This is a genomic window from Stenotrophomonas sp. 116085_Sma, from assembly GCF_056479585.1.
This window is the reverse complement of record NZ_CM151057.1, coordinates 2,497,139-2,516,387: the sequence shown is the minus strand read 5'-3', so window position 1 is coordinate 2,516,387 and position 19,249 is coordinate 2,497,139. Positions and strand designations below refer to the sequence as shown.

At 61.1% G+C, this 19,249-nt stretch carries 25 protein-coding genes; 10 read left to right on the top strand and 15 right to left on the bottom strand.

Annotated features, from left to right (window positions below; translation table 11 throughout):
- Positions 1-47: 47 nt before the first annotated feature.
- Both ACZK0Z_RS11835 and ACZK0Z_RS11830 read left to right on the top strand, forming a co-directional pair.
- A complete protein-coding gene (locus tag ACZK0Z_RS11835) occupies positions 48-1,211 on the top strand; it encodes a TniQ family protein (RefSeq protein WP_242015004.1) in 1,164 nt (387 codons plus the stop codon).
- Between the two features lie 60 nt (positions 1,212-1,271).
- Entirely contained in the window at positions 1,272-1,886 is a 615-nt protein-coding gene (locus tag ACZK0Z_RS11830; RefSeq protein ID WP_010981357.1) for a recombinase family protein, read from the top strand.
- Positions 1,887-1,924: 38 nt separating this feature from the next.
- Here ACZK0Z_RS11830 and ACZK0Z_RS11825 read toward each other — a convergent pair whose 3' ends face one another.
- The 9 genes from ACZK0Z_RS11825 to merT all read right to left on the bottom strand — a co-directional run bounded on the left by ACZK0Z_RS11825 (position 1,925) and on the right by merT (position 7,075).
- Positions 1,925-2,128 (bottom strand): DUF3330 domain-containing protein, encoded by a 204-nt coding sequence (locus tag ACZK0Z_RS11825; RefSeq protein WP_005413391.1) that lies wholly within the window; start codon positions 2,126-2,128, stop codon positions 1,925-1,927.
- Between the two features lie 132 nt (positions 2,129-2,260).
- Positions 2,261-2,497 (bottom strand): broad-spectrum mercury transporter MerE, encoded by a 237-nt coding sequence (merE, locus tag ACZK0Z_RS11820; RefSeq protein ID WP_005413392.1) that lies wholly within the window; start codon positions 2,495-2,497, stop codon positions 2,261-2,263.
- A complete protein-coding gene (merD, locus tag ACZK0Z_RS11815; protein ID WP_000995361.1) occupies positions 2,494-2,859 on the bottom strand; it encodes a mercury resistance co-regulator MerD in 366 nt (121 codons plus the stop codon). The genes merE and merD overlap by 4 nt, the downstream gene beginning before the upstream one ends.
- A gap of 111 nt (positions 2,860-2,970) precedes the next feature.
- Positions 2,971-3,609, bottom strand: a complete 639-nt coding sequence (gene merB, locus ACZK0Z_RS11810; protein ID WP_000761850.1) for an organomercurial lyase MerB — start codon at positions 3,607-3,609, stop codon at positions 2,971-2,973.
- A gap of 14 nt (positions 3,610-3,623) precedes the next feature.
- Positions 3,624-5,309 carry a mercury(II) reductase gene (gene merA, locus ACZK0Z_RS11805; protein ID WP_005413393.1) on the bottom strand — a complete coding sequence of 562 codons (1,686 nt, stop codon included), beginning with the start codon at positions 5,307-5,309 and terminating at the stop codon, positions 3,624-3,626.
- A 38-nt stretch (positions 5,310-5,347) separates the two neighbouring features.
- Complete coding sequence (gene merC, locus ACZK0Z_RS11800) at positions 5,348-5,782, bottom strand: organomercurial transporter MerC (protein ID WP_425513007.1); 435 nt, start codon at positions 5,780-5,782, stop codon at positions 5,348-5,350.
- Complete coding sequence (locus ACZK0Z_RS11795) at positions 5,779-6,414, bottom strand: tetratricopeptide repeat protein (RefSeq protein ID WP_020833620.1); 636 nt, start codon at positions 6,412-6,414, stop codon at positions 5,779-5,781. The genes merC and ACZK0Z_RS11795 overlap by 4 nt, the downstream gene beginning before the upstream one ends.
- A gap of 19 nt (positions 6,415-6,433) precedes the next feature.
- The gene (gene merP, locus ACZK0Z_RS11790; protein ID WP_005413396.1) at positions 6,434-6,709 is read right to left on the bottom strand and encodes a mercury resistance system periplasmic binding protein MerP; all 276 of its coding nucleotides are present in this window, start codon (positions 6,707-6,709) and stop codon (positions 6,434-6,436) included.
- Positions 6,710-6,724: 15 nt separating this feature from the next.
- Positions 6,725-7,075 carry a mercuric ion transporter MerT gene (gene merT, locus ACZK0Z_RS11785; RefSeq protein WP_005413397.1) on the bottom strand — a complete coding sequence of 117 codons (351 nt, stop codon included), beginning with the start codon at positions 7,073-7,075 and terminating at the stop codon, positions 6,725-6,727.
- 71 nt (positions 7,076-7,146) lie between these two features.
- Here merT and merR point away from each other — a divergent pair, with 71 nt between their 5' ends.
- The 3 genes from merR to ACZK0Z_RS11770 all read left to right on the top strand — a co-directional run bounded on the left by merR (position 7,147) and on the right by ACZK0Z_RS11770 (position 11,149).
- A complete protein-coding gene (merR, locus tag ACZK0Z_RS11780) occupies positions 7,147-7,581 on the top strand; it encodes an Hg(II)-responsive transcriptional regulator (RefSeq protein ID WP_005413398.1) in 435 nt (144 codons plus the stop codon).
- Between the two features lie 115 nt (positions 7,582-7,696).
- On the top strand, positions 7,697-8,179 hold the full coding sequence (locus tag ACZK0Z_RS11775) for a recombinase family protein (protein ID WP_005413399.1): 483 nt from the start codon (positions 7,697-7,699) through the stop codon (positions 8,177-8,179).
- A gap of 3 nt (positions 8,180-8,182) precedes the next feature.
- Entirely contained in the window at positions 8,183-11,149 is a 2,967-nt protein-coding gene (locus ACZK0Z_RS11770) for a Tn3-like element TnAs1 family transposase (RefSeq protein WP_005413400.1), read from the top strand.
- Here the strand turns inward: ACZK0Z_RS11770 and ACZK0Z_RS11765 are convergent.
- A complete protein-coding gene (locus tag ACZK0Z_RS11765; protein WP_032966765.1) occupies positions 11,146-11,346 on the bottom strand; it encodes a hypothetical protein in 201 nt (66 codons plus the stop codon). The two genes, ACZK0Z_RS11770 and ACZK0Z_RS11765, sit on opposite strands and share 4 nt — an antisense overlap.
- Positions 11,347-11,407: 61 nt before the next feature.
- On the opposite strand from ACZK0Z_RS11765, the gene ACZK0Z_RS11760 reads away from it, so the two are divergent.
- From ACZK0Z_RS11760 to ACZK0Z_RS11750, 3 genes are all read left to right on the top strand, one after another.
- Positions 11,408-11,668, top strand: coding sequence for a hypothetical protein (locus ACZK0Z_RS11760; RefSeq protein ID WP_049401600.1), 261 nt, complete (start codon positions 11,408-11,410; stop codon positions 11,666-11,668).
- Between the two features lie 379 nt (positions 11,669-12,047).
- On the top strand, positions 12,048-12,632 hold the full coding sequence (locus ACZK0Z_RS11755) for a DUF6988 family protein (protein ID WP_401750236.1): 585 nt from the start codon (positions 12,048-12,050) through the stop codon (positions 12,630-12,632).
- A 242-nt stretch (positions 12,633-12,874) separates the two neighbouring features.
- Complete coding sequence (locus ACZK0Z_RS11750; RefSeq protein WP_005413401.1) at positions 12,875-13,549, top strand: helix-turn-helix domain-containing protein; 675 nt, start codon at positions 12,875-12,877, stop codon at positions 13,547-13,549.
- Positions 13,550-13,863: 314 nt separating this feature from the next.
- On the opposite strand, the gene ACZK0Z_RS11745 is transcribed toward ACZK0Z_RS11750, so the two are convergent.
- From ACZK0Z_RS11745 to ACZK0Z_RS11725, 5 genes are all read right to left on the bottom strand, one after another.
- Positions 13,864-14,322 (bottom strand): cyclin-dependent kinase inhibitor 3 family protein, encoded by a 459-nt coding sequence (locus ACZK0Z_RS11745; protein WP_021201830.1) that lies wholly within the window; start codon positions 14,320-14,322, stop codon positions 13,864-13,866.
- A gap of 1,269 nt (positions 14,323-15,591) precedes the next feature.
- Positions 15,592-16,119 carry an NIF family HAD-type phosphatase gene (locus tag ACZK0Z_RS11740; protein ID WP_021201831.1) on the bottom strand — a complete coding sequence of 176 codons (528 nt, stop codon included), beginning with the start codon at positions 16,117-16,119 and terminating at the stop codon, positions 15,592-15,594.
- Positions 16,112-16,744: a hypothetical protein gene (locus tag ACZK0Z_RS11735; protein WP_021201832.1), complete on the bottom strand. Its 633-nt coding sequence runs from the start codon at positions 16,742-16,744 to the stop codon at positions 16,112-16,114. Before ACZK0Z_RS11735 ends, ACZK0Z_RS11740 begins: the two co-directional genes overlap by 8 nt.
- Before the next feature lie 172 nt (positions 16,745-16,916).
- Positions 16,917-17,858, bottom strand: coding sequence for an SseB family protein (locus ACZK0Z_RS11730; RefSeq protein WP_049401588.1), 942 nt, complete (start codon positions 17,856-17,858; stop codon positions 16,917-16,919).
- A gap of 2 nt (positions 17,859-17,860) precedes the next feature.
- Positions 17,861-18,154, bottom strand: coding sequence for a BPSL0761 family protein (locus tag ACZK0Z_RS11725; RefSeq protein WP_223224794.1), 294 nt, complete (start codon positions 18,152-18,154; stop codon positions 17,861-17,863).
- Between the two features lie 294 nt (positions 18,155-18,448).
- Here ACZK0Z_RS11725 and ACZK0Z_RS11720 point away from each other — a divergent pair, with 294 nt between their 5' ends.
- Together ACZK0Z_RS11720 and ACZK0Z_RS11715 are read left to right on the top strand one after the other, a co-directional pair.
- On the top strand, positions 18,449-18,712 hold the full coding sequence (locus ACZK0Z_RS11720; protein ID WP_021201833.1) for a heavy-metal-associated domain-containing protein: 264 nt from the start codon (positions 18,449-18,451) through the stop codon (positions 18,710-18,712).
- Between the two features lie 137 nt (positions 18,713-18,849).
- Positions 18,850-19,245 carry a hypothetical protein gene (locus tag ACZK0Z_RS11715; RefSeq protein WP_005413404.1) on the top strand — a complete coding sequence of 132 codons (396 nt, stop codon included), beginning with the start codon at positions 18,850-18,852 and terminating at the stop codon, positions 19,243-19,245.
- The last annotated feature ends 4 nt before the right edge of the window (positions 19,246-19,249 follow it).

Genomic DNA, 19,249 nt, shown 5'->3' with positions numbered 1-19,249 from the left:
CAGCGCCACGCTGGCCGCTGCATCCGGCTCCCAAGGAAGGCGAAGCCTTGTCTTCATGGCTCAACCGCGTGGCCCTTTGCTATCACATGGAGGTGTCCGACCTGCTGGAGCACGATCTTGGTCACGGCCAGGTTGATGACCTGGATACCGCGCCACCACTGTCGCTGCTGATGATGCTCTTCCAGCGGAGCGGTATCGAGCTGGATCGGCTGCGCTGCATGAGTTTCGCCGGCTGGGTGCCTTGGCTACTGGACAGCCTTGATGATCAGATTCCAGCCGCATTGGAAACCTATGCGTTCCAGCTCTCGGTACTGCTGCCGAGACTCCGCCGTAAGACGCGATCCATCACGAGCTGGCGTGCCTGGCTGCCCACCCAACCGATACACCGCGCCTGTCCGCTCTGCCTGAACGATCCGGAGAACCAAGCCGTACTGCTCGCGTGGAAGCTGCCCCTGATGCTGAGCTGCCCACTGCATGGCTGCTGGCTGGAATCCTATTGGGGCGTGCCAGGGCGGTTTCTCGGCTGGGAGAACGCCGACGCCGAACCGCGCACTGCCAGCGACGCGATTGCGGCGATGGACCAGCGTACCTGGCAGGCACTGACGACCGGCCACGTGGAGTTGCCGCGCCGACGCATCCACGCCGGATTGTGGTTTAGGCTGCTACGCACGCTGCTCGATGAGCTGAACACCCCGCTTTCGACGTGCGGCACCTACGCGGGGTATCTCCGCCAAATCTGGGAATGCTGCGGGCATCCGCTGCGTGCTGGGCAAAGTCTGTGGCGACCGTATGAAACCCTGAACCCGGCAGTACGGTTGCAGATGCTGGAGGCGGCGGCAACGGCAATCAGCTTGATTGAGGTGAGGGATATAAGCCCGCCAGGCGAGCACGCAAAGCTATTCTGGTCCGAGCCCCAAACCGGGTTCACCAGTGGCCTGCCGGCGAAAGCGCCGAAGCCCGAACCCGTCGATCACTGGCAGCGTGCAATCCAGGCCATTGATGAGGCCATCATTGAAGCACGACACAACCCCGAGACGGCACGCTCGCTGTTCGCGTTGGCTTCCTATGGTCGGCGCGACCCCGCTTCCTTGGAACAGTTGCGCGCCACCTTCGCGAAGGAAGGCATCCCCCCGGAATTTCTGTCACATTATGAGCCTAGCCTACCCTTTGCATGCCTTAGACAGAATGACGGGTTAAGTGACAAATTTTGACGTGCAGAGCTTCCCGATGCAAACTGTCACATAATCGAACGTATATGTGACAGGTACAAGATGCTGATTGGCTACATGCGAGTATCGAAGGCGGATGGCTCCCAGGCGACGGACTTGCAGCGCGATGCGCTGGTCGCGGCCGGTGTTGATCCGGCGCATCTCTATGAAGACCAAGCGTCCGGAAAACGCGAGGATCGTCCCGGTCTGGCGAGCTGTCTGAAGGCACTACGGCCAGGCGACACGTTGGTCGTTTGGAAACTGGATCGGCTCGGGCGCGACCTGCGCCATCTGATCAATACCGTCCATGACCTGACCGGACGCGGCATCGGCCTCAAGGTGCTGACCGGGCACGGCGCGGCCATTGACACCACGACCGCCGCCGGCAAGCTGGTCTTCGGTATCTTCGCCGCGCTGGCCGAGTTCGAGCGCGAGTTGATCGCCGAGCGCACCGTGGCGGGCCTGGCCTCAGCACGGGCACGCGGCCGGAAAGGCGGCCGGCCGTTCAAGATGACCGCCGCCAAGCTGCGGCTGGCGATGGCGGCAATGGGGCAGTCAGAGACCAAGGTCGGCGACCTGTGCCAGGAACTTGGCATCACGCGGCAGACCCTGTATCGGCATATTTCACCCAAGGGCGAGCTACGTCCAGATGGCGAGAAGCTACTCAGCCGAATTTGATGCCGACATGAGGCGACGTAGCGAAAGCGTGGTTTGTCTCAATTTGACGGCGGCGAACCGCAAGCGTTCGGTTCGCCGCTCGTTTCGGTCGCAGTGCTGGCCCGCGCCTGGAAACGTTGATAACACTCCAGCCCGCAGAAGTGCTCGACGTACTCCGCGCCTTCCGGTGTGAAGGCGGCATCGAGCGGAATTTCCTTGCAGCACACGCAGCAACTGGTGGCGGTCGGATCATTTGCATTCATGGTGGCACCCCTCCATTGACTGACGAAGACGGCGAATGCCGCCGCCGGCATCGGCTTTGCGAACAGAAAGCCTTGCCCGCGCTCGAACGCTTGGGCCCTCCGCCGTAGTCCATCCATCCGGCCGGGAAGCGCTCATGATCTTTCCCTGAATGCCCGCAACGCCCGCGCCAGTGACAGAAGAAACAGGCCGGTCAAACCGAGCGCCGTGATGACCCAATACTCGACAAGGAATGCACCGGCGGTTGTGCCGGCCAGCACGGCAGCGAGGATGGACAGGTGGCAGGGGCAAGTCAGCACGGCCAGCGTGCCCCACAGGTAGCCGGTGAACGGTTTGTGCGTCTCGGCCGGCATGCGCTCGGGGCTGTTCATGGCAAACTCTCCGCATGCTGTGCCGGCGCGGTCGGCATGGCGGCCAACTGCACTTCCAGATTGGCCAACGCTTCGCGCCGGCGTTCGACGAACTGACGCAGCACAGCAAGCTGCGCGGCAGTTTCATCGCAGTTCGCCGCATCCAGCGCCCGGCACAGCCGCGCCAATGCGCCGAGGCCGATGCCCGCCTCGAAGGCGGCCCGCACGAAGCACAGTCGCTGCAAGGCGGCGTCATCGAACAGGCCGTAGCCACCCGTGGTGCAGGCGACTGGCCGCAGCAATCCGCGCAGCAGGTAGTCGCGCACGATATGCACGCTCACCCCGGCATCAAGGGCCAGCCGGGACACCGTGTAGGCGTTCATCGAACACCTCCTTTTGGTCGGTTCACGGCAATGCATATACCGTTTCGCCGAGTTCAATCCGCGCGCTGCGAATCCGATGCCGGTGCCGTAGAACATTGGGTCGATATCCGATCACGGTGTCCTAGATGACATGGTCTGCAACAGATGTCGATTAAACTCCTGGCCCAAGCCGAAAGCCTCGTGGACACTGACGATCGCCAATCCTTCCAATCCTTGATGCTTGGAGGCCCAGTCTTCCGCCGTCGGGACAGATGCAAAGAAATGTACATGGCAACAGAAGGACTGACGAACGTCGGCTGCTTCCTGCGGCAATACCAAGGACACCGCCATGCCGGCAGGTTCGACAGCCTGTATCTCGCTGGGTGAAACCGTGAGTGAAACGGGTGCTCCGGTTGCAGCGCAATGCGATGAGACGCGAGCTGTACGGCCGATCAGCGCCGGAAATATCAAGGTGTCCAGCGCGCACCAGGCATACAGACGGCGATCGTCAATTTCAAAGACATACGAAGTCTCGCGCAAGGTGAGGCCGTAGCCGATGATGTTCCCATCTTTGTCATATTCGGTACTGGTGGCCTGTTCGAGTACGGCGGCCACTCGCTCAGCGGGCCAGTCGAGAATCCCGGCAAGTGTCGTTCGTGAAACCGGACGCCCCTTGGCGAGTTCCCGCAGTAGCGGGACCAAGAGATCCGCAGTACCATTGGTACGATTGACCGAAGTGAGACGTTCTAAAATATATGGGGCGAGCTTCATGGTTCCATCTCCTTTCATCCTGCGCAGCAGGACAATTGTTTGACATCCTTGGTGAAGGTCTGCGCCGCGAGCTTCAGCCCCTCGACCATCGTCAGGTAGGGGAACAACTGGTCAGCCAGTTCCTGTACGGTCATGCGGTTACGGATCGCGAGCACCGCCGTCTGGATCAGCTCGCCCGCTTCCGGGGCCACTGCCTGTACCCCAATGAGTCGTCCGCTACCTTCCTCGATTACCAGCTTGATAAAGCCGCGTGTGTCGAAGTTGGCGAGCGCACGCGGCACGTTATCCAGTGTTAGCAGGCGGCTGTCGGTCTCGATCCCGTCGTGGTGCGCTTCCGCCTCGCTGTAGCCCACAGTGGCGACCTGCGGATCGGTGAACACCACCGCCGGCATCGCGGTCAGATTGAGCGTAGCGTCTCCGCCGGTCATGTTGATGGCCGCACGGGTGCCGGCGGCCGCTGCCACATAGACGAATTGCGGCTGGTCAGTGCAGTCTCCTGCGGCATAAATGTGTGGCGTACTGGTGCGCATGCCCTTGTCAATGACGATGGCTCCCTGCGCATTGACGGCGACACCCGCCGCTTCCAGCGCCAAGCTGCGCGTGTTCGGCGTGCGGCCGGTAGCGACCAGCAACTTGTCGGCGCGCACTTCGCCGTGCCCTGTGGTCAGCACGAATTCGCCGTCCGCATAGGCGACCTGGCTGGCTTGCGTGTGTTCCAGAACCTTGATTCCTTCGGCACGAAAGGCGGCTGTGACGGCCTCACCGATGGCCGGGTCTTCGCGGAAGAACAGTGTGCTGCGCGCCAGGATCGTGACCTGGCTGCCCAGCCGGGCGAAGGCTTGCGCCAGTTCCAGCGCCACCACCGACGATCCGATCACGGCTAGGCGTTCGGGAATGGTGTCACTCACTAGGGCCTCGGTAGATGTCCAGTACGGCGTGCCTTTCAAACCAGTGATGGGCGGAATGGCCGGACTGGCACCAGTGGCGACCAGGCAGCGATCGAACACCACGACGCGCTCGCCGCCATCGTTCAAACGGACGGTAAGGCTTTGGTCATCCTTGAAACGCGCTTCACCATGCAGAACGGTGATGGCCGGGTTGCCATCCAGGATGCCTTCATACTTGGCGTGGCGCAGCTCATCGACGCGCGCCTGCTGCTGGGCCAGTAGTTTGCTGCGGTTAATCGCCGGCACAGTAGCCGCGATGCCATCGTCGAACGGACTTTCACGGCGCAGATGCGCAATGTGGGCGGCACGGATCATGATCTTGGACGGTACGCAGCCGATGTTGACGCAGGTGCCGCCGATAGTACCGCGCTCGATCAGCGTGACTTTCGCGCCTTGCTCGACGGCCTTCAGCGCCGCCGCCATTGCAGCGCCGCCGCTACCGATCACGGCGACCTGCAACTGGCGTTCACCGTCGCTGCCCTTGTCGGCGGTCCCCATCCAGCCGCGTACCTTGTCGAGTAGCCCGGCGCGGTTGTCCGTCGATAAGGTATCAGCGAACGTTGCCTTGTAGCCGAGTCCGGCCACGGCGGCAGTCAGTGCGTCCGATGCGGTGCCGGGGTCAAGGTCGAGTTGGGCCGCGCCCTTGGCGTAGGACACGACGGCCGACTGTACGCCGGGCACTTTCTCCAAGGCTTCCTTGACGTGCGTAGCGCACGAATCGCAGGTCATGCCGGTGATCTTAAGGGTGGTCATGTTTGTTCCTTCTCTGTTGTCGGCGACGGTCGTTTCCGTCAGCCATGTTGTGGTGGCAGTTCGCAGCCGTCCGGGCCGCAGCGGCGATGTGCCGGCGAGACGAAATCCCAGATCGACACCCCGACCATCAAGGCCAGACCGACGTACATCAGGTTCGCCGTCCACCAGTTGCCGAGAAGCCAAACCGTGGCCGCGAATACGATGGCCGGCCTGATCATGCCGAGCAGGCTGCGGTGCCATTGACGATGACTCAGCCAGCCCAGCGCGTTTGCTAACAGGGCGATGGCGGCAAACAGCGGCAATAGCCTGGAGATAAACAGGCCCTCGTATTCACTCAGGAAGCCCAGCCCTATGGCCGCGCCGAAACTGGCGATGGCTGGGAAACAAGCCGCGCAGCCCATCGCGGAAACGACGCTGCCGAGCGCTCCGGTTTTATCGGCGATGCGTGTAATCAAGCCCATGATGTCGCTCACTGCTTAACACTGGAACTTCTTGTCCATTCCATAGCCTGAGCATCGCCGTCCGCGATCTGCTCACGTGTCAATCTGGCCGCAAGCTCGGCGCGCAGCTTGACCGCGGTCTCGTCGCCGCGGGCGGCGGCGATGCCGAACCACTTGTACGCCTGGACCAGATCGGACGCGGCCGGAGCGACGCCCTTCGCGTACAGCTGTGCCAGCTTAACTTGCGCCTGTGTGTGGTTCTGCTCAGCGGAGCGGCGGTACCAATTCACGGCCTCGCTGTCGTCAGCGGGCACAGGCCGTGCGTGGCGACGATAGAAGGTGTCGTTGGCATGCCCTTCGTAGATGCGCGCGAGGTTGAACTGGGCGTCCGCCTCGCCCTGCTCTGCCGCTGAGCGGAACCACTTCCACGAGACTGCCTGATCCTGCGCGACGCCGATGCCGTACTTGTACGCCATGCCGGTGACGTTCTGCGCAATGGGTTCACCCGCTGTGGCCTTGCGCTCCCATTCGCTTTGCGTGGTAGGCGAGAGCGACTCGATGGCCGCCTCCATCCTTTTGAAGTCATAGGCCAACGCACCGACGCTCATGAGCATCAGAAGGCCGCTTACGACGGACGAACGTCCGTATCTAAACAAGTTACTCATCATCGCTTTCCGGGTAGATTTACTGCTTGACGCTGGACGGAAAGCCCGCGTCTCCGGTTGCCTTGATCAGCTTCTGCACGCTGGTCTTGGCATCATCGAACGTGACAACCGCTTCGCGTGTCTCGAAGGTCACGTCAATTTTGCTGACGCCTTCGACCTTGGAAATCGCCTTCTTGACGATGATCGGGCAGGTGGAGCAGGTCATGCCCGGTACGGACAGCGTGACGGTCTGGGTGGCGGCCCACACGGGGGCAACAACGGCAGCGAGGGCGAGGGCGGCAAACAGTTTTTTCATGATGAACTCCTGTGATTAATAGAAAAATGGCATGACGTAGGGAAATCCGAGCGAGACCAGGACCAGCGCGGCCACGATCCAGAAAATGAGCTTGTAAGTAGCTCGCACTTGGGGAATCGCGCAGACCTCACCCGGTTTGCAGGCTTGCGCCAGGCGGTAGATGCGCCGCCAGGCGAAAAACAGCGCGACCAGCGCTGCGCCGATGAAGATCGGGCGATAGGGTTCCAGCACCGTCAGGTTGCCGATCCATGCCCCGCTGAACCCCAAGGCGATCAAAACCAGCGGCCCCAGGCAGCAGGCCGACGCAAGAATGGCGGCCAGCCCACCGGCGAAGAGCGCGCCGCGCCCGTTTTGTGGTTCAGACATACGCTTGTCCTTTCAAATTTGGTTTGGATAGCTTAAGCTTACTTCCGTAGTTATGTACGGAGTCAAGCGATATGCAAATTAATTTTGAGAATCTGACCATTGGCGTTTTTGCCAAGGCGGCCGGGGTCAATGTGGAGACCATCCGGTTCTATCAGCGCAAGGGCTTGTTGCCCGAGCCGGACAAGCCCTATGGCAGCATTCGCCGCTATGGCGCGGCGGACGTGACACGGGTGCGATTCGTGAAATCGGCCCAGCGGTTGGGCTTCAGCCTGGATGAAATCGCCGAGTTGCTGCGGCTCGACGATGGCACCCACTGCGAGGAGGCCAGCAGCCTGGCCGAGCACAAGCTCCAAGACGTGCGCGAGAAGATGGCCGATTTGGCGCGCATGGAGGCTGTGCTGTCTGACCTGGTGTGCGCCTGCCATTCGCGGCAGGGGAATGTTTCGTGTCCGCTGATTGCGTCGTTGCAAGGTGGAACGAGCTTGGCAGGGGCTTCCACAGCTTAGCGTGCTTTATTTTCCGTTTTCTGAGACGACCACAGATCAGAAAAGACTGTGCAGCCGACTCTTGATATTCCGTGCAGTCACCTTCTGAAAATGACACCAGCCGGAACAGACACAGGTGAGCAAGGTGTTCACCGACAAGGCATCGGGCAAGGACACCCAGCGCCCCCAGCTCGAAGCGCTGCTGAGCTTCGTCCGCGAAGGCGATACAGTGGTGGTGCACAGCATGGACCGGCTGGCCCGCAACCTCGATGACCTGCGTCGCTTGGTACAGAAGCTGACTCAACGCGGCGTGCGCATCGAGTTCCTGAAGGAGGGCCTGGTGTTCACTGGCGAGGACTCGCCGATGGCCAACCTGATGCTGTCGGTGATGGGGGCCTTCGCTGAGTTCGAGCGCGCCCTGATCCGCGAGCGGCAGCGTGAGGGCATCACCTTGGCCAAGCAGCGTGGCGCGTACCGGGGCCGCAAGAAAGCCCTGTCCGATGAGCAGGCTGCTACCCTGCGGCAGCGAGCGACGGCCGGCGAGCCCAAGGCGCAGCTTGCCCGCGAGTTCAACATCAGCCGGGAAACCCTCTACCAGTACCTCCGCACGGACGACTGACACATGCCGCGTCGCTTGATCCTCTCGGCCACGGAGCGGGGCACCCTGCTCGCGTTGCCAGAAAGCCAGGATGACCTGATCCGCTACTACACCTTCAACGACTCCGACCTGTCGCTGATCCGTCAGCGGCGCGGCGACGCCAACCGCCTCGGCTTCGCCGTGCAACTCTGCCTGCTGCGCTACCCCGGCTATGCGTTGGGCACTGACAGCGAGCTGCCCGAACCGGTCATCCTGTGGGTGGCCAAGCAAGTCCAGACCGATCCGGCGAGTTGGACGAAGTACGGCGAGCGCGATGTGACCCGTCGCGAGCACGCCCAGGAACTGCGCACCTACCTTCAACTGGCCCCGTTCGGCCTGTCCGACTTCCGCGCCCTGGTGCGCGAGCTGACCGAACTGGCCCAGCAGACCGACAAGGGCTTGCTGCTGGCCGGCCAGGCGCTGGAGAGCCTGCGGCAGAAGCGACGCATCCTGCCGGCGTTGAGCGTGATCGACCGGGCTTGCTCGGAGGCCATTGCACGGGCCAATCGGCGGGTCTACCGCGCCCTGGTTGAACCGCTCACGGACTCGCATCGGGCCAAGCTGGACGAGCTGTTGAAGCTCAAGGCCGGCAGCAGCATCACCTGGTTGACCTGGCTGCGCCAGGCACCGCTGAAACCCAACTCTCGGCACATGCTTGAGCACATCGAGCGGCTGAAGACATTTCAGCTGGTGGACTTGCCCGAAGTCCTGGGCCGGCACATCCACCAGAACCGCCTGCTCAAGCTGGCCCGCGAGGGTGGGCAGATGACGCCCAAAGACCTCGGCAAGTTCGAGCCGCAGCGGCGCTATGCGACCCTGGCCGCCGTGGTGCTGGAGAGCACTGCAACCGTGATTGATGAGCTGGTGGATCTGCACGACCGCATCCTAGTCAAGCTGTTCAGCGGCGCGAAGCACAAGCATCAGCAGCAGTTCCAGAAGCAGGGCAAGGCGATCAACGACAAGGTGCGCCTGTACTCCAAGATCGGCCAGGCGCTGCTGGAGGCCAAGGAAGCCGGCAGCGACCCCTATGCCGCCATCGAGGCGGTGATCCCCTGGGACGAGTTCACCGAGAGCGTCAGCGAAGCCGAGCTGCTGGCCCGGCCGGAGGGCTTCGACCACCTGCACCTGGTCGGCGAGAACTTCGCCACCCTGCGCCGCTACACGCCGGCTCTGCTGGAGGTATTGGAGCTGCGCGCCGCCCCGGCCGCGCAGGGCGTGCTGGCAGCCGTGCAGACGCTGCGCGAGATGAACGCCGACAACCTGCGCAAGGTGCCGGCCGATGCTCCCACCGCCTTCATCAAGCCGCGCTGGAAGCCACTGGTGATCACCCCGGAAGGCCTCGACCGGCGCTTCTACGAAATCTGCGCCCTGTCCGAGCTGAAGAACGCCCTGCGCTCCGGCGACATCTGGGTCAAGGGCTCGCGGCAGTTCCGCGACTTCGACGACTACCTGCTGCCGGCGGAGAAGTTCGCCGCGCTCAAGCGGGAACAGGCCCTGCCGCTGGCGATCAACCCGAACAGCGACCAGTATCTGGAAGAGCGCTTGCAGCTGCTGGACGAGCAGTTGGCCACTGTCGCCCGCCTGGCCAAGGACAACGAGCTGCCCGATGCCATCCTCACCGAGTCCGGGTTGAAGATCACCCCGCTGGATGCGGCGGTGCCGGATCGGGCGCAGGCGCTGATCGACCAGACCAGTCAGTTACTGCCGCGCATCAAGATCACCGAACTGCTGATGGACGTGGACGACTGGACGGGCTTCAGCCGCCACTTCACCCACCTGAAGGACGGGGCCGAGGCCAAAGACCGGACGTTGCTGCTGTCCGCGATCCTCGGTGATGCGATCAACCTCGGGCTGACCAAGATGGCCGAGTCGAGCCCCGGTCTGACCTACGCCAAGCTGTCCTGGCTGCAAGCCTGGCACATCCGCGACGAGACCTATTCGGCGGCCCTGGCCGAGCTGGTCAACCACCAGTACCAGCATGCCTTCGCCGCCCACTGGGGCGACGGCACCACCTCATCCTCCGATGGCCAGCGTTTCCGGGCTGGCGGCCGGGGCGAGAGCACCAGACACGTCAACCCGAAGTACGGCAGTGAGCCGGGACGGCTGTTCTACACCCATATCTCCGACCAGTACGCGCCGTTCAGCACCCGCGTGGTGAATGTCGGCGTGCGCGATTCCACCTATGTGCTCGACGGCCTGCTGTACCACGAGTCCGACCTGCGGATCGAGGAGCACTACACCGACACGGCCGGCTTCACCGATCACGTCTTCGCCCTGATGCACCTGCTGGGCTTCCGTTTCGCGCCGCGCATCCGCGACCTCGGCGAAACCAAGCTGTACGTGCCGCAGGGCGTGCAGACCTACCCGACGCTGCGGCCGCTGATCGGCGGCACCCTGAACATCAAGCACGTCCGCGCCCATTGGGACGACATCCTGCGCCTGGCCAGCTCGATCAAACAGGGCACCGTCACTGCCTCGCTGATGCTGCGCAAGCTCGGCAGCTATCCGCGCCAGAACGGCCTGGCCGTGGCCCTGCGCGAGCTGGGCCGGATCGAACGCACGCTGTTCATCCTAGACTGGCTGCAAAGTGTTGAGCTGCGCCGCCGCGTGCATGCCGGCCTGAACAAAGGTGAGGCGCGCAACTCGCTGGCCAGGGCGGTGTTCTTCAACCGCCTTGGGGAAATCAGGGATCGGAGCTTCGAGCAGCAGCGCTACCGGGCCAGCGGCCTCAACCTGGTGACGGCGGCTATCGTGCTGTGGAACACGGTGTACCTGGAGCGCGCCACCCAGGGGTTGGTCGAGGCCGGCAAGCCGGTGGACGGCGAGTTGCTGCAATTCCTGTCGCCGCTGGGCTGGGAGCACATCAACCTCACCGGCGATTACGTCTGGCGGCAGAGCCGCAGACTGGAAGACGGGAAGTTTCGGCCCCTACGGATGCCCGGAAAACCTTAGCGTACGATTTTTTCCGAATTCTGCGAGCCCCCCAGGAAGAATTGCGTAGACCCGCGCGCAGCAAGCACTACGTTGTGCTGAGGGATCAGCAGCAGCTTTGCCCCCGCGGAATACGCCCCTGTGAGAGCATCCTCTGCCAGGGTATCCGCTGCGACGACGAGGTGGTCACGAGTGAGGAGAACGTTGAGGATGCTCATTGCGGGATCGTCTAGACGTTTGCAGACTATCGCCTTCCCCTCCCCTCCTGTCCAGACTGCTATGGCCTCCGCGATCACACAAATTCTTGGTCGCCCCAATGCTTGCGAGAACGCACTTGAGATACGCCGCGGCTACCTCAAGGCGATGGAAGATGCGCTGCGGGTTTCGCTTCTGATCCACCAAGATCCAAGGCTTCTGTTCGACACGTGGGCCAGACTGCTCCCCTTGATCGCTCAAAGCCACGAGAGTGACGGCAGCCAGCCATTTGCGACCGGGATCGTCCGCTCGCGCGATCATGGATCCCGGCGGTTGGCTGGCTGAGCGTATGGTTGCAATATAGGAAGCAATCGCGCGCGGACCAGAACGCTGTTCATCGCAGACATTCTTAGGGTGCCATTGCAGAGATTTCAGCTTTTGAGGAATAAAATTTCAGTGCAAGACGGTCCATTGCAGAAAAATTTGACTTGCGACTGACGCAACGCAGAAATTGCTGATGCACGGATGATGCAATGCAGAGATTACCGGCTAACAGATGCTGCAGCCCAGCCGGCCAACTGAGGGCTTTGCCCGATGGACGAGCCGTTACTCTTGCCTGCAGATCACGATTCTAGGATGACTTGTGCCTCAATCGGCTGACCAGGATCGGGCGTCTGTGCTGGAGGGCTCCTTAGAGCTCTTGGGTGAAATTCGAGCCGCTTGGATGGAGATAGAGCATGGACGTGACCGAAGATCGACGGCGGTGGCGGCACTTTGCCAGATGTCCCTTGATCACGCCGTGGCAGTACAGTCCCTGATCGCTACTCTGCCCCAGTCAGCAATCTCGCTGGTCCGGCCCCAGTATGAGGCCCTCGTGCGTGCAACCTGGGCATGTTATGCAGCTACCGACACCGACATCGAGAAGCTTCTTGCGCCCCTGACTCTGGAGAGTCAGCAAGCGGCAAAGAGGCTCCCTGGCGTTCAGGACATGCTCGTAAAGCTTGAGTCCTCTGGGCCCCGAGGAGCATCACAGTTGTTGGGCAGAGCCAGACAATGCCTTTATGTCGGCTTGAACTCCTATCTCCATGCCGGGATTCACCCCTTGGCAAGGCAGTTAAATGGCTACCCGGGCGCGCTTCTGGCGGGGGTGGCCATGAACAGCAATGCGCTTGCCATGCTAACCCTTCTGAATCTGGCGCACCTGTGGCCAGGCGAACCAGTTCTGGCATGGATGAATGCACTGCATCATCAATTTGGGGGTGTTTTGCCAGAGTTGGAGCCATTGACCCCCCATCAGCCCTCGCCATAGAGCTGTCCCGGATCGCCTGCGCGTCTAGGGTGGGGTCTGTGGTGAGTGACTAGGCAGTTGGGCCTCGCCCCCCTCTGGGGGCACGGGGAGAACATCACGGGCGCATAAGCAGTTGCCCCGGATTTCTCGTTGGGGCAAGTCCTGGCAGTTGATCTGTGTCGGGGGCCTGTCGGGCGACTGTCATGTTTCCAAGTTCGGCACCCTCCTAATCTGGGCTCCCTACCCCTCCGGAGTTATCTTCTATGACCACCAAGACCCCGCCTCGCCTGCTTACCGCTGCTGAGGTTGGCGCCTGCATTCGCCAGTTCCGCCAGTTGCGTCATTGGTCGCAAGAACAATTGGCCGAGATCTCGGGCCTGAACGTGCGAACAGTTCAGCGGGTTGAGCAGGGTGACTCGGCCAGTTTCGACACCCGTCGCGCACTGGCGCGCGCCTTCGATTTCAATGACATCGATGCACTCAACAAGCCTTTCTCGCTGCCGACAGACGAGGAACTGCAGGCGGCGCAAGCGCAGTTTGAGCGCGACTACATCACCCTGGCGGTGTCCCCGCTTGCTGCTGGGCGCGAGCTGGCCAGCCTGATCGTTTCGTGCGACATGGATCTGTCCGAACCGGCTTTCGAGCTGTCGCGCGAGGCGGCGAGCGAGTTTGCTGCACTGGTCGACTACTACCGTGAGTATCGCGACTGCCAAGACCTGTATTCAGAAGTCGACAAGCTAGACATCTACGACGGGCTGCAGCAGCGCATTGAGGTCCTGCGGGAACTGGGAGTATCACTGTCGCACGGTCAGCGTAAGGTCGTCATTCGGATGGGCTCAGGTATGCCGATGGATGCCACGGTCCTGTACGTCGTGGCGTTTCGCCTCGGCCACGAGTGCAGTCAGATCGTAACTCCTAAGGCAGCACGCATCGGCTGAGTCAGCATTCATTAGATCGATAGTGGTGGCGATACATCTGACAGATGTCTATTGATCGCGCCGTCGCAGTACAGTCCCTGGAGGTTGCCCTGCCTTAGTCAGCGATAGCGCTGGTCCGGCCCCAGCACAAGACCCTGATTCGTGCGACAGCAAGGTTCTTAGCTTTCGAGGCAGCGAATTTTTGATGTGCCCTGAACCCTCGCGAAGATCCACTATGGAGACGCCGTCGATTTCTGGATCCAGACCTAAGAAGCCCTCGAGTTCTGGATCCACAGGCAACTCGTCCTTGAGTTCCTGACTGCGCACCTGAGTGGTCAAGCTCCGCCCGGGTGAAGGCTCTGCGCCCAGTACTCTAGGAACTCCTCTTGAGCAATCGTTTCGATTGCGCCTGGCCTGGCATGCCGCACCATGTGGATGGCATCCGATGCCCGCTTGGCCTCGCCAGACTGCAGCAAAAGCATGGCAGCGACCGTTCCCGCGCGTCCCAACCCCCCCTTGCAGTGGACCACGATCCTTTGACCGCTCAGCATGTCAGCGACGAGCTCAGCACTTAGCTGTAGCCAATCTTTGAGGAGTCTGTCGTCTGGTGCGGCTCCATCAGTGATTGGCAGTCCATGCCAAGAGATGCCCTTCCCCGCCACTATCGCCGGTAAGCTCTCGATTCGAAGGTCCTTGAGCTCCCAAGGCTCAAGCAAGGTGACTAGGTGAGTGGCACCCCAGTCCTGAATAGCCGAGACGTCCACATCTAGGTCTCTCGCCCATGCTCCAGTCATGGCGACTTCCTGGTACTTGCCTGGCGCAAATGTCACCCCTATGCCGCCTCCATGGGCTCCAACAGGCAACTCTGCAATCAGTAACGGGTGGCTAGCGCTGGTGCGCATCATTTCGGCTCTCCCAACATGCGGTAACGTTCTGCGTCGTGCGCCGGGGCGCTCCCCGCTCATTCGCTGCACGGCTAGGATATCGGATGTTCAGATATCGTTGAACTGGAGAGAACACCTAAGGGTCAATATCGGAAAGTCAGATAGACAGTCTGTGGGCAGGTTGATATCCTGACAACTGGTATCGCGATTTGAGGGCTGTGTGGCCTATGTCGTTAGCCAACCGACCCTCATCGCGCCCTGGCCAGAACTGGACAATTTCGTTCGTTCAATAGGTCCCTTTCTTGCGTGCGCGTGGTGCGCGCTAGAGCGCTCAAGAACGGCTAGTTCGCCGGTAGCTGCTGAGGGGTTGGCCTCGCAGGCACTTGACACGCTTGCGACGCTGCGCGTCCTCCATCGCGAACCAGTCGAATGTTCTCGGCTTGCCGCAAGATCTCTGTATGAGCCCCTGGCTTGGTCCTACAAATCTCCGTGGTCTCGCAGTGACTTGAACCTTGAGTCGGCATTGACCCGGTCGCTCACCCAGTGGGCGGCTGAGTGCACGCCCAGTGCGAGGCGGAATCTCGGAATTTCACTGGCATCCACCGAAGCTCGAGCGTACTTGGCAAACCTTCTGCGGAAGCATCGGTTGGACCCGAAGCTAGGCGACGGGCTTCAGTCGATTGGATCGCCTGAATGGAATGCGCTCAGCTTGGGGCGTAAGCGCTACGTGCTGTGGGCGAGCATGCGAAATTCTGCCTCGGAGTTCATACAAAGCGGTTTGGATGAGCATGCCGCGAGGCGAGCACTTGATCGCGAGATAAAACGCAGATGCATCTGGTTAGCTGGACGCGAGCAAGCTGGAACCCTCGCCCGGAAGGATTTTTGCTTCTTGCCTGGTCAGGGTTGGCGTCAGCCGTTGATCCTGGACGTTGCAATGGAGACTTTCCTGCCGCTGGGCATGGCGTACTGGCTGGAACCTAGCGGCAGTTGGCAGCTTTAGCTTCTAGTCTGAGTAGACCGACCAGCTGCCACGGGTCCATGAGATGGTTTGAGGGGGCTCAGGACTCTATCGCGGTAAACGCCCCCCCAGGTCTATATCGACGGTTCTCCAACGAAGCGCTGGACCTTGGTTGACCGGCGAGCCTGTGGCCCATTGGACGCTGGCCAAGAGATGGCCCTCTAGTACTCGTTCAGTCGCTTACGGATTGCCTCGATGGCATCGTCCAGTCCCGCGTCGTCCTCGGGGTAAGGAGAACAAAACAGTTGAACCGGGACCCAGCAATGTTCCTGTCCCGGTTGTACATAGGGGGCGTAATCATCTAGTAGCCATGCAGAGCCGATGGGCTGGGAAACGTTGGCAAGATCCTTCGTCGGCCCAGTCCAGTCTATGTATGGCAAGCGGGCAAACCAACCCGGGGCCGCTCCTTCGCAAGCCAATAGGTCGGCAATCTCGCGAAATCTAGGCTCCGGAACTGTGGTGAAGATGACTAGACCCTCAAAGAGCGACTTTGCCGACTCCAGAAATTCGTAGAGGCCCGGGCGCGGGATCTGGCTTACAGCGTTGGAAATCAGCGTTCCTTCTAAGTCCAAGGCGAGGATGGACGGGCGCATTGTGTAATGGTCCTCTTTGGCGGGGGTGAACGTCGGTACCGCTACCAAGCCCCGCCGGAGGGTGATCCGCCGGCGGGGCTTGGTAGCATCAGACATCTTCGAACTCGCTCGCTTGCTTGAGTTGGTTCTCAAGGAAATCAATGCGCTTCTGAAGATCGGCACTTAGATAGGCTTTGTCCGTAAAGTCCATTGCTGTCTCAGGGATCATCTCCAGCTCGACGCGTGTGGATGTAGCTTGACGAATTGCCAAGGTGGTCCAGGCCTTATCGCCCTTGACGAATCCGACAGTGAATCGAGCCGTAACATGGTGTTCGGGCTTGAGGCCTTCGATGGAACGGAAATCGCTGCGCACCTTCGACGTGGCTACAGGCTGTACATCGCCATTGATGTACAGCGCCGCATTCCAGCTCGCTTCGCTCAATGGCAGTGTTGAGCGGTTGATGATGCGGGCGGTGATGACTGGCTTGGGCCCAAAGAAGCTGTTTTCCATCCGGAACTCTGGATCAACCGCACTGACCCTCTTTAGCTCGGCGATAGTAGGAAGTTGATCGTTGGCCTCCTGTCGTAGCGCTTCTATCTCCTTGGGATTGCTATCCCTGATGTGCTTAACCTGCCCTCTCACCACCTGCCTTACGGAAGCGTTTGGGTAGGTCTGGTTCAGTTTTTCAAGAAGGTCGGCAGGGATTCGTGAGAAAAACAGCCGAATCGTCTCTAACACCATGATTCAACGAGGAAACACCCCTCGACGTCAGGCAGTTCGTGGATTACAGACCTAGGCTTGATTGAACCAGAAGCCGCGTGACACAGGCATTCCTGGAGTACTGCTCAGGCACGCGTGCCCTTCTTGAATATTGGATTCAAGAGTTTCCACGCTCCTGACCCAACGGAAACCTTCAAGAAGGCTCTGACCGTCGCCTGATCCATTGCAGTAGTTCCTCGTGCGGGATCGTACGTCCAGCGTCGACGTCGGCCATACCCTCGCGGGTCCGCCGTTCCTTCTCTTCCTCGGTCAATCCCGGAAGGAGTGCTAGTAGCTTATCTTCAGGGCTCATAGGCCGATGAGCTGTGCTCAAGTTGGCTTGATTCTCGTGAAAAAATATGGGCAGGATCTGGGGATCATCCAAGCCCGCCGGCAAAGGCAGCGATACGTCGTGGACCGCCAAGTCGATGATGACGTCCAAATCTGAGCATAAGGGCTGTATGGCGGTGGTCACCAGACGAGCCGCCCGCTCGGCGAAAGCCAGGTCCACCACCAGCCAGATCAACAGACCGGGAGGCTGTTCGACGCCCCCTGACGAGTGAGTTTCCAGGAGATAGGCCGACGAGACGAAGTCGGCGTGCTCAAGGCTGCCGCTGATGGCCGGAGCGAGCCAAGCCGGCGCGGCCTGGGCAGGTCTCACCGCGAACTCCGCCGGCGCCAGACGTTCCACCCTGGCCAGAAAGCCCGTATCCAACAATGTCGCAACCTCTTCCGGGTACAGGACAACGCCGCCGTAGTTGGGATTGAGCATCAACGTCGCGCCGCGAGTACCGGTTAGCAGCTCACGGCCTGAAACTCCCAGAATTCTGACAGCAGACGAGCTGGCCGCCTGCGCCTTGTCGAGCGAGGTAAAGAAAGGGATCGCATCGAAACCGTCAGGATGGCGGAACTGGACCAGCCGCAGTGTCTGCGCGTCGTCCGAGATGGGCGCATGCACGTACACGATCGCATCCATCAGTCGCTTGAAGAATGCGCGTTCCTCGGCCGCACTGTCGCGGGCCCGTTCAAAGGAAGCCTCCAGCGCTGTCTCCGCAGACGTAGTCCCTCTTCCACGCGGCCTGCTCGGTTGCTTCATGGTCAGATGCGATGAGGGCCGAGCGGGTACCCGGAGAACCAATCCGCCTCGATCTCGCTGCTCAGGTAGGGTCGTACGAAGGCCGACTGGGTCAGCGCTCGCAGCCGCTCTTCGTGCTCAGCAATCGCCTCGATGTCGCTGACGGTTGGATAGTGCCGCAGCAGTCGATATGCCTCTTGCCGCACCTCTTTAGGCACGGCTTGGCTGGCCGCTAGCTGCCTGAGGAACGCGCCCGCCTGCAGCACATTGCGGGTGCGCTCAGATGGCATCGTCATGACATCAAGAATGACTAGCACTAAGGAATGCTTAGCTTATCGCGTTTGTGGCCGGCCAGGGCACGGTGCAACTACAGACCTTGCGATTCCTGTATTAATGTAATATAATCAATAACTTAATTCGCATAAGTGAGCGTTATGTCCATGGAGTGAGGGCCAATAGGAACGAGCAGGTAGCCTGAGCCTTCCCATGATGGGAAGGTCAACAACGCGGGACGGATTACCACTCAACTTGCCTGTCGTTTGACCTTCCCACCGTGGGAAGGCTCATCGTCACGCCGTCGGCAAACCGCCGATGCTTTTGGAGGGTTGTCCATGAATCTCGTTGTTGAAGGTATGACCTGTGGTCACTGTGTCCGAACGGTCACCCAAGCCATTCAGGCCCTTGACCCCCACGCCCAGGTGGACGTCGATCTGGGCAGTGGCGTGGTCAAGATCGAGGGCCTGCTTGCCGTAGAACAGGCGGTTGAGGCTATCCAGCGGCAAGGCTATGTGATCGCTGCGGTGCTCCCTTCTGAGGCTGGTACGCCGGCCGCCCCGGCCGTCGCATCCTCCTGCTGCGGCGGATGCCACCGCTGAGTCCGCGCGAGGGCTTGATCCTGATCAATGACAGTCGGCCCCAAGAGGGCTAGACTGGCCATCATGAGAGCTCGCACGTCCCCTGCCCTGATCTGCCCAGCGTCCGCAGGCGCTGCTTCGGGCGTGCGGGAGCTGTCATGGTGAGGCTGCTGAGGCGATGGCGGCGACCCCGTTCTCGTGCCCGACTGGCATGGCTGGGACTGTGGGCGCTGCTGCTGCAGCAACTCGCGCTGGTGGCTTACGCCTGTCCGCTGGAATCGGTGGAAGCTGGACAAGCGACCCTGATGGTCGGTTGCGAAGAGATGTCCACGCCGGATCCCGATGCTCCGGCGTTGTGCGACCAGCATTGCCAGCGCGATCACATCGCCACGGCCGATGCGAAGGCCCCTCAAGTGCCTTACCAGCCCGCGCTGGCCGCCTTCGCGCTGGTGCAGGCTCTGTTGCCACCGGTACACGCGCAGTTGTATCGGGATGTTCCGGTGTGCGTGTCCGATCCGCCTCCCCTGCAGCGCTTCTGTAGCCTGCTGATTTAAGCCC

What these genes read in the sequence shown, in the direction of transcription:
- ACZK0Z_RS11750 (WP_005413401.1), top strand. Translation starts at nt 12,875, where the DNA reads ATGACCACCAAGACCCCGCCTCGCCTGCTTACCGCTGCTGAGGTTGGC.
- ACZK0Z_RS11730 (WP_049401588.1), bottom strand. Translation starts at nt 17,858, where the DNA reads ATGAAGCAACCGAGCAGGCCGCGTGGAAGAGGGACTACGTCTGCGGAG.
- merT (WP_005413397.1), bottom strand. Translation starts at nt 7,075, where the DNA reads ATGTCTGAACCACAAAACGGGCGCGGCGCGCTCTTCGCCGGTGGGCTG.
- merR (WP_005413398.1), top strand. Translation starts at nt 7,147, where the DNA reads ATGCAAATTAATTTTGAGAATCTGACCATTGGCGTTTTTGCCAAGGCG.
- ACZK0Z_RS11745 (WP_021201830.1), bottom strand. Translation starts at nt 14,322, where the DNA reads ATGACTGGAGCATGGGCGAGAGACCTAGATGTGGACGTCTCGGCTATT.
- ACZK0Z_RS11795 (WP_020833620.1), bottom strand. Translation starts at nt 6,414, where the DNA reads ATGAGTAACTTGTTTAGATACGGACGTTCGTCCGTCGTAAGCGGCCTT.
- ACZK0Z_RS11770 (WP_005413400.1), top strand. Translation starts at nt 8,183, where the DNA reads ATGCCGCGTCGCTTGATCCTCTCGGCCACGGAGCGGGGCACCCTGCTC.
- ACZK0Z_RS11760 (WP_049401600.1), top strand. Translation starts at nt 11,408, where the DNA reads ATGGCCTCCGCGATCACACAAATTCTTGGTCGCCCCAATGCTTGCGAG.
- ACZK0Z_RS11740 (WP_021201831.1), bottom strand. Translation starts at nt 16,119, where the DNA reads ATGTCTGATGCTACCAAGCCCCGCCGGCGGATCACCCTCCGGCGGGGC.
- merD (WP_000995361.1), bottom strand. Translation starts at nt 2,859, where the DNA reads ATGAACGCCTACACGGTGTCCCGGCTGGCCCTTGATGCCGGGGTGAGC.
- ACZK0Z_RS11735 (WP_021201832.1), bottom strand. Translation starts at nt 16,744, where the DNA reads ATGGTGTTAGAGACGATTCGGCTGTTTTTCTCACGAATCCCTGCCGAC.
- ACZK0Z_RS11720 (WP_021201833.1), top strand. Translation starts at nt 18,449, where the DNA reads ATGAATCTCGTTGTTGAAGGTATGACCTGTGGTCACTGTGTCCGAACG.
- ACZK0Z_RS11755 (WP_401750236.1), top strand. Translation starts at nt 12,048, where the DNA reads ATGGAGATAGAGCATGGACGTGACCGAAGATCGACGGCGGTGGCGGCA.
- ACZK0Z_RS11715 (WP_005413404.1), top strand. Translation starts at nt 18,850, where the DNA reads ATGGTGAGGCTGCTGAGGCGATGGCGGCGACCCCGTTCTCGTGCCCGA.
- merE (WP_005413392.1), bottom strand. Translation starts at nt 2,497, where the DNA reads ATGAACAGCCCCGAGCGCATGCCGGCCGAGACGCACAAACCGTTCACC.
- merA (WP_005413393.1), bottom strand. Translation starts at nt 5,309, where the DNA reads ATGACCACCCTTAAGATCACCGGCATGACCTGCGATTCGTGCGCTACG.
- merP (WP_005413396.1), bottom strand. Translation starts at nt 6,709, where the DNA reads ATGAAAAAACTGTTTGCCGCCCTCGCCCTCGCTGCCGTTGTTGCCCCC.
- ACZK0Z_RS11825 (WP_005413391.1), bottom strand. Translation starts at nt 2,128, where the DNA reads ATGAATGCAAATGATCCGACCGCCACCAGTTGCTGCGTGTGCTGCAAG.
- merB (WP_000761850.1), bottom strand. Translation starts at nt 3,609, where the DNA reads ATGAAGCTCGCCCCATATATTTTAGAACGTCTCACTTCGGTCAATCGT.
- ACZK0Z_RS11830 (WP_010981357.1), top strand. Translation starts at nt 1,272, where the DNA reads ATGCTGATTGGCTACATGCGAGTATCGAAGGCGGATGGCTCCCAGGCG.
- ACZK0Z_RS11765 (WP_032966765.1), bottom strand. Translation starts at nt 11,346, where the DNA reads ATGAGCATCCTCAACGTTCTCCTCACTCGTGACCACCTCGTCGTCGCA.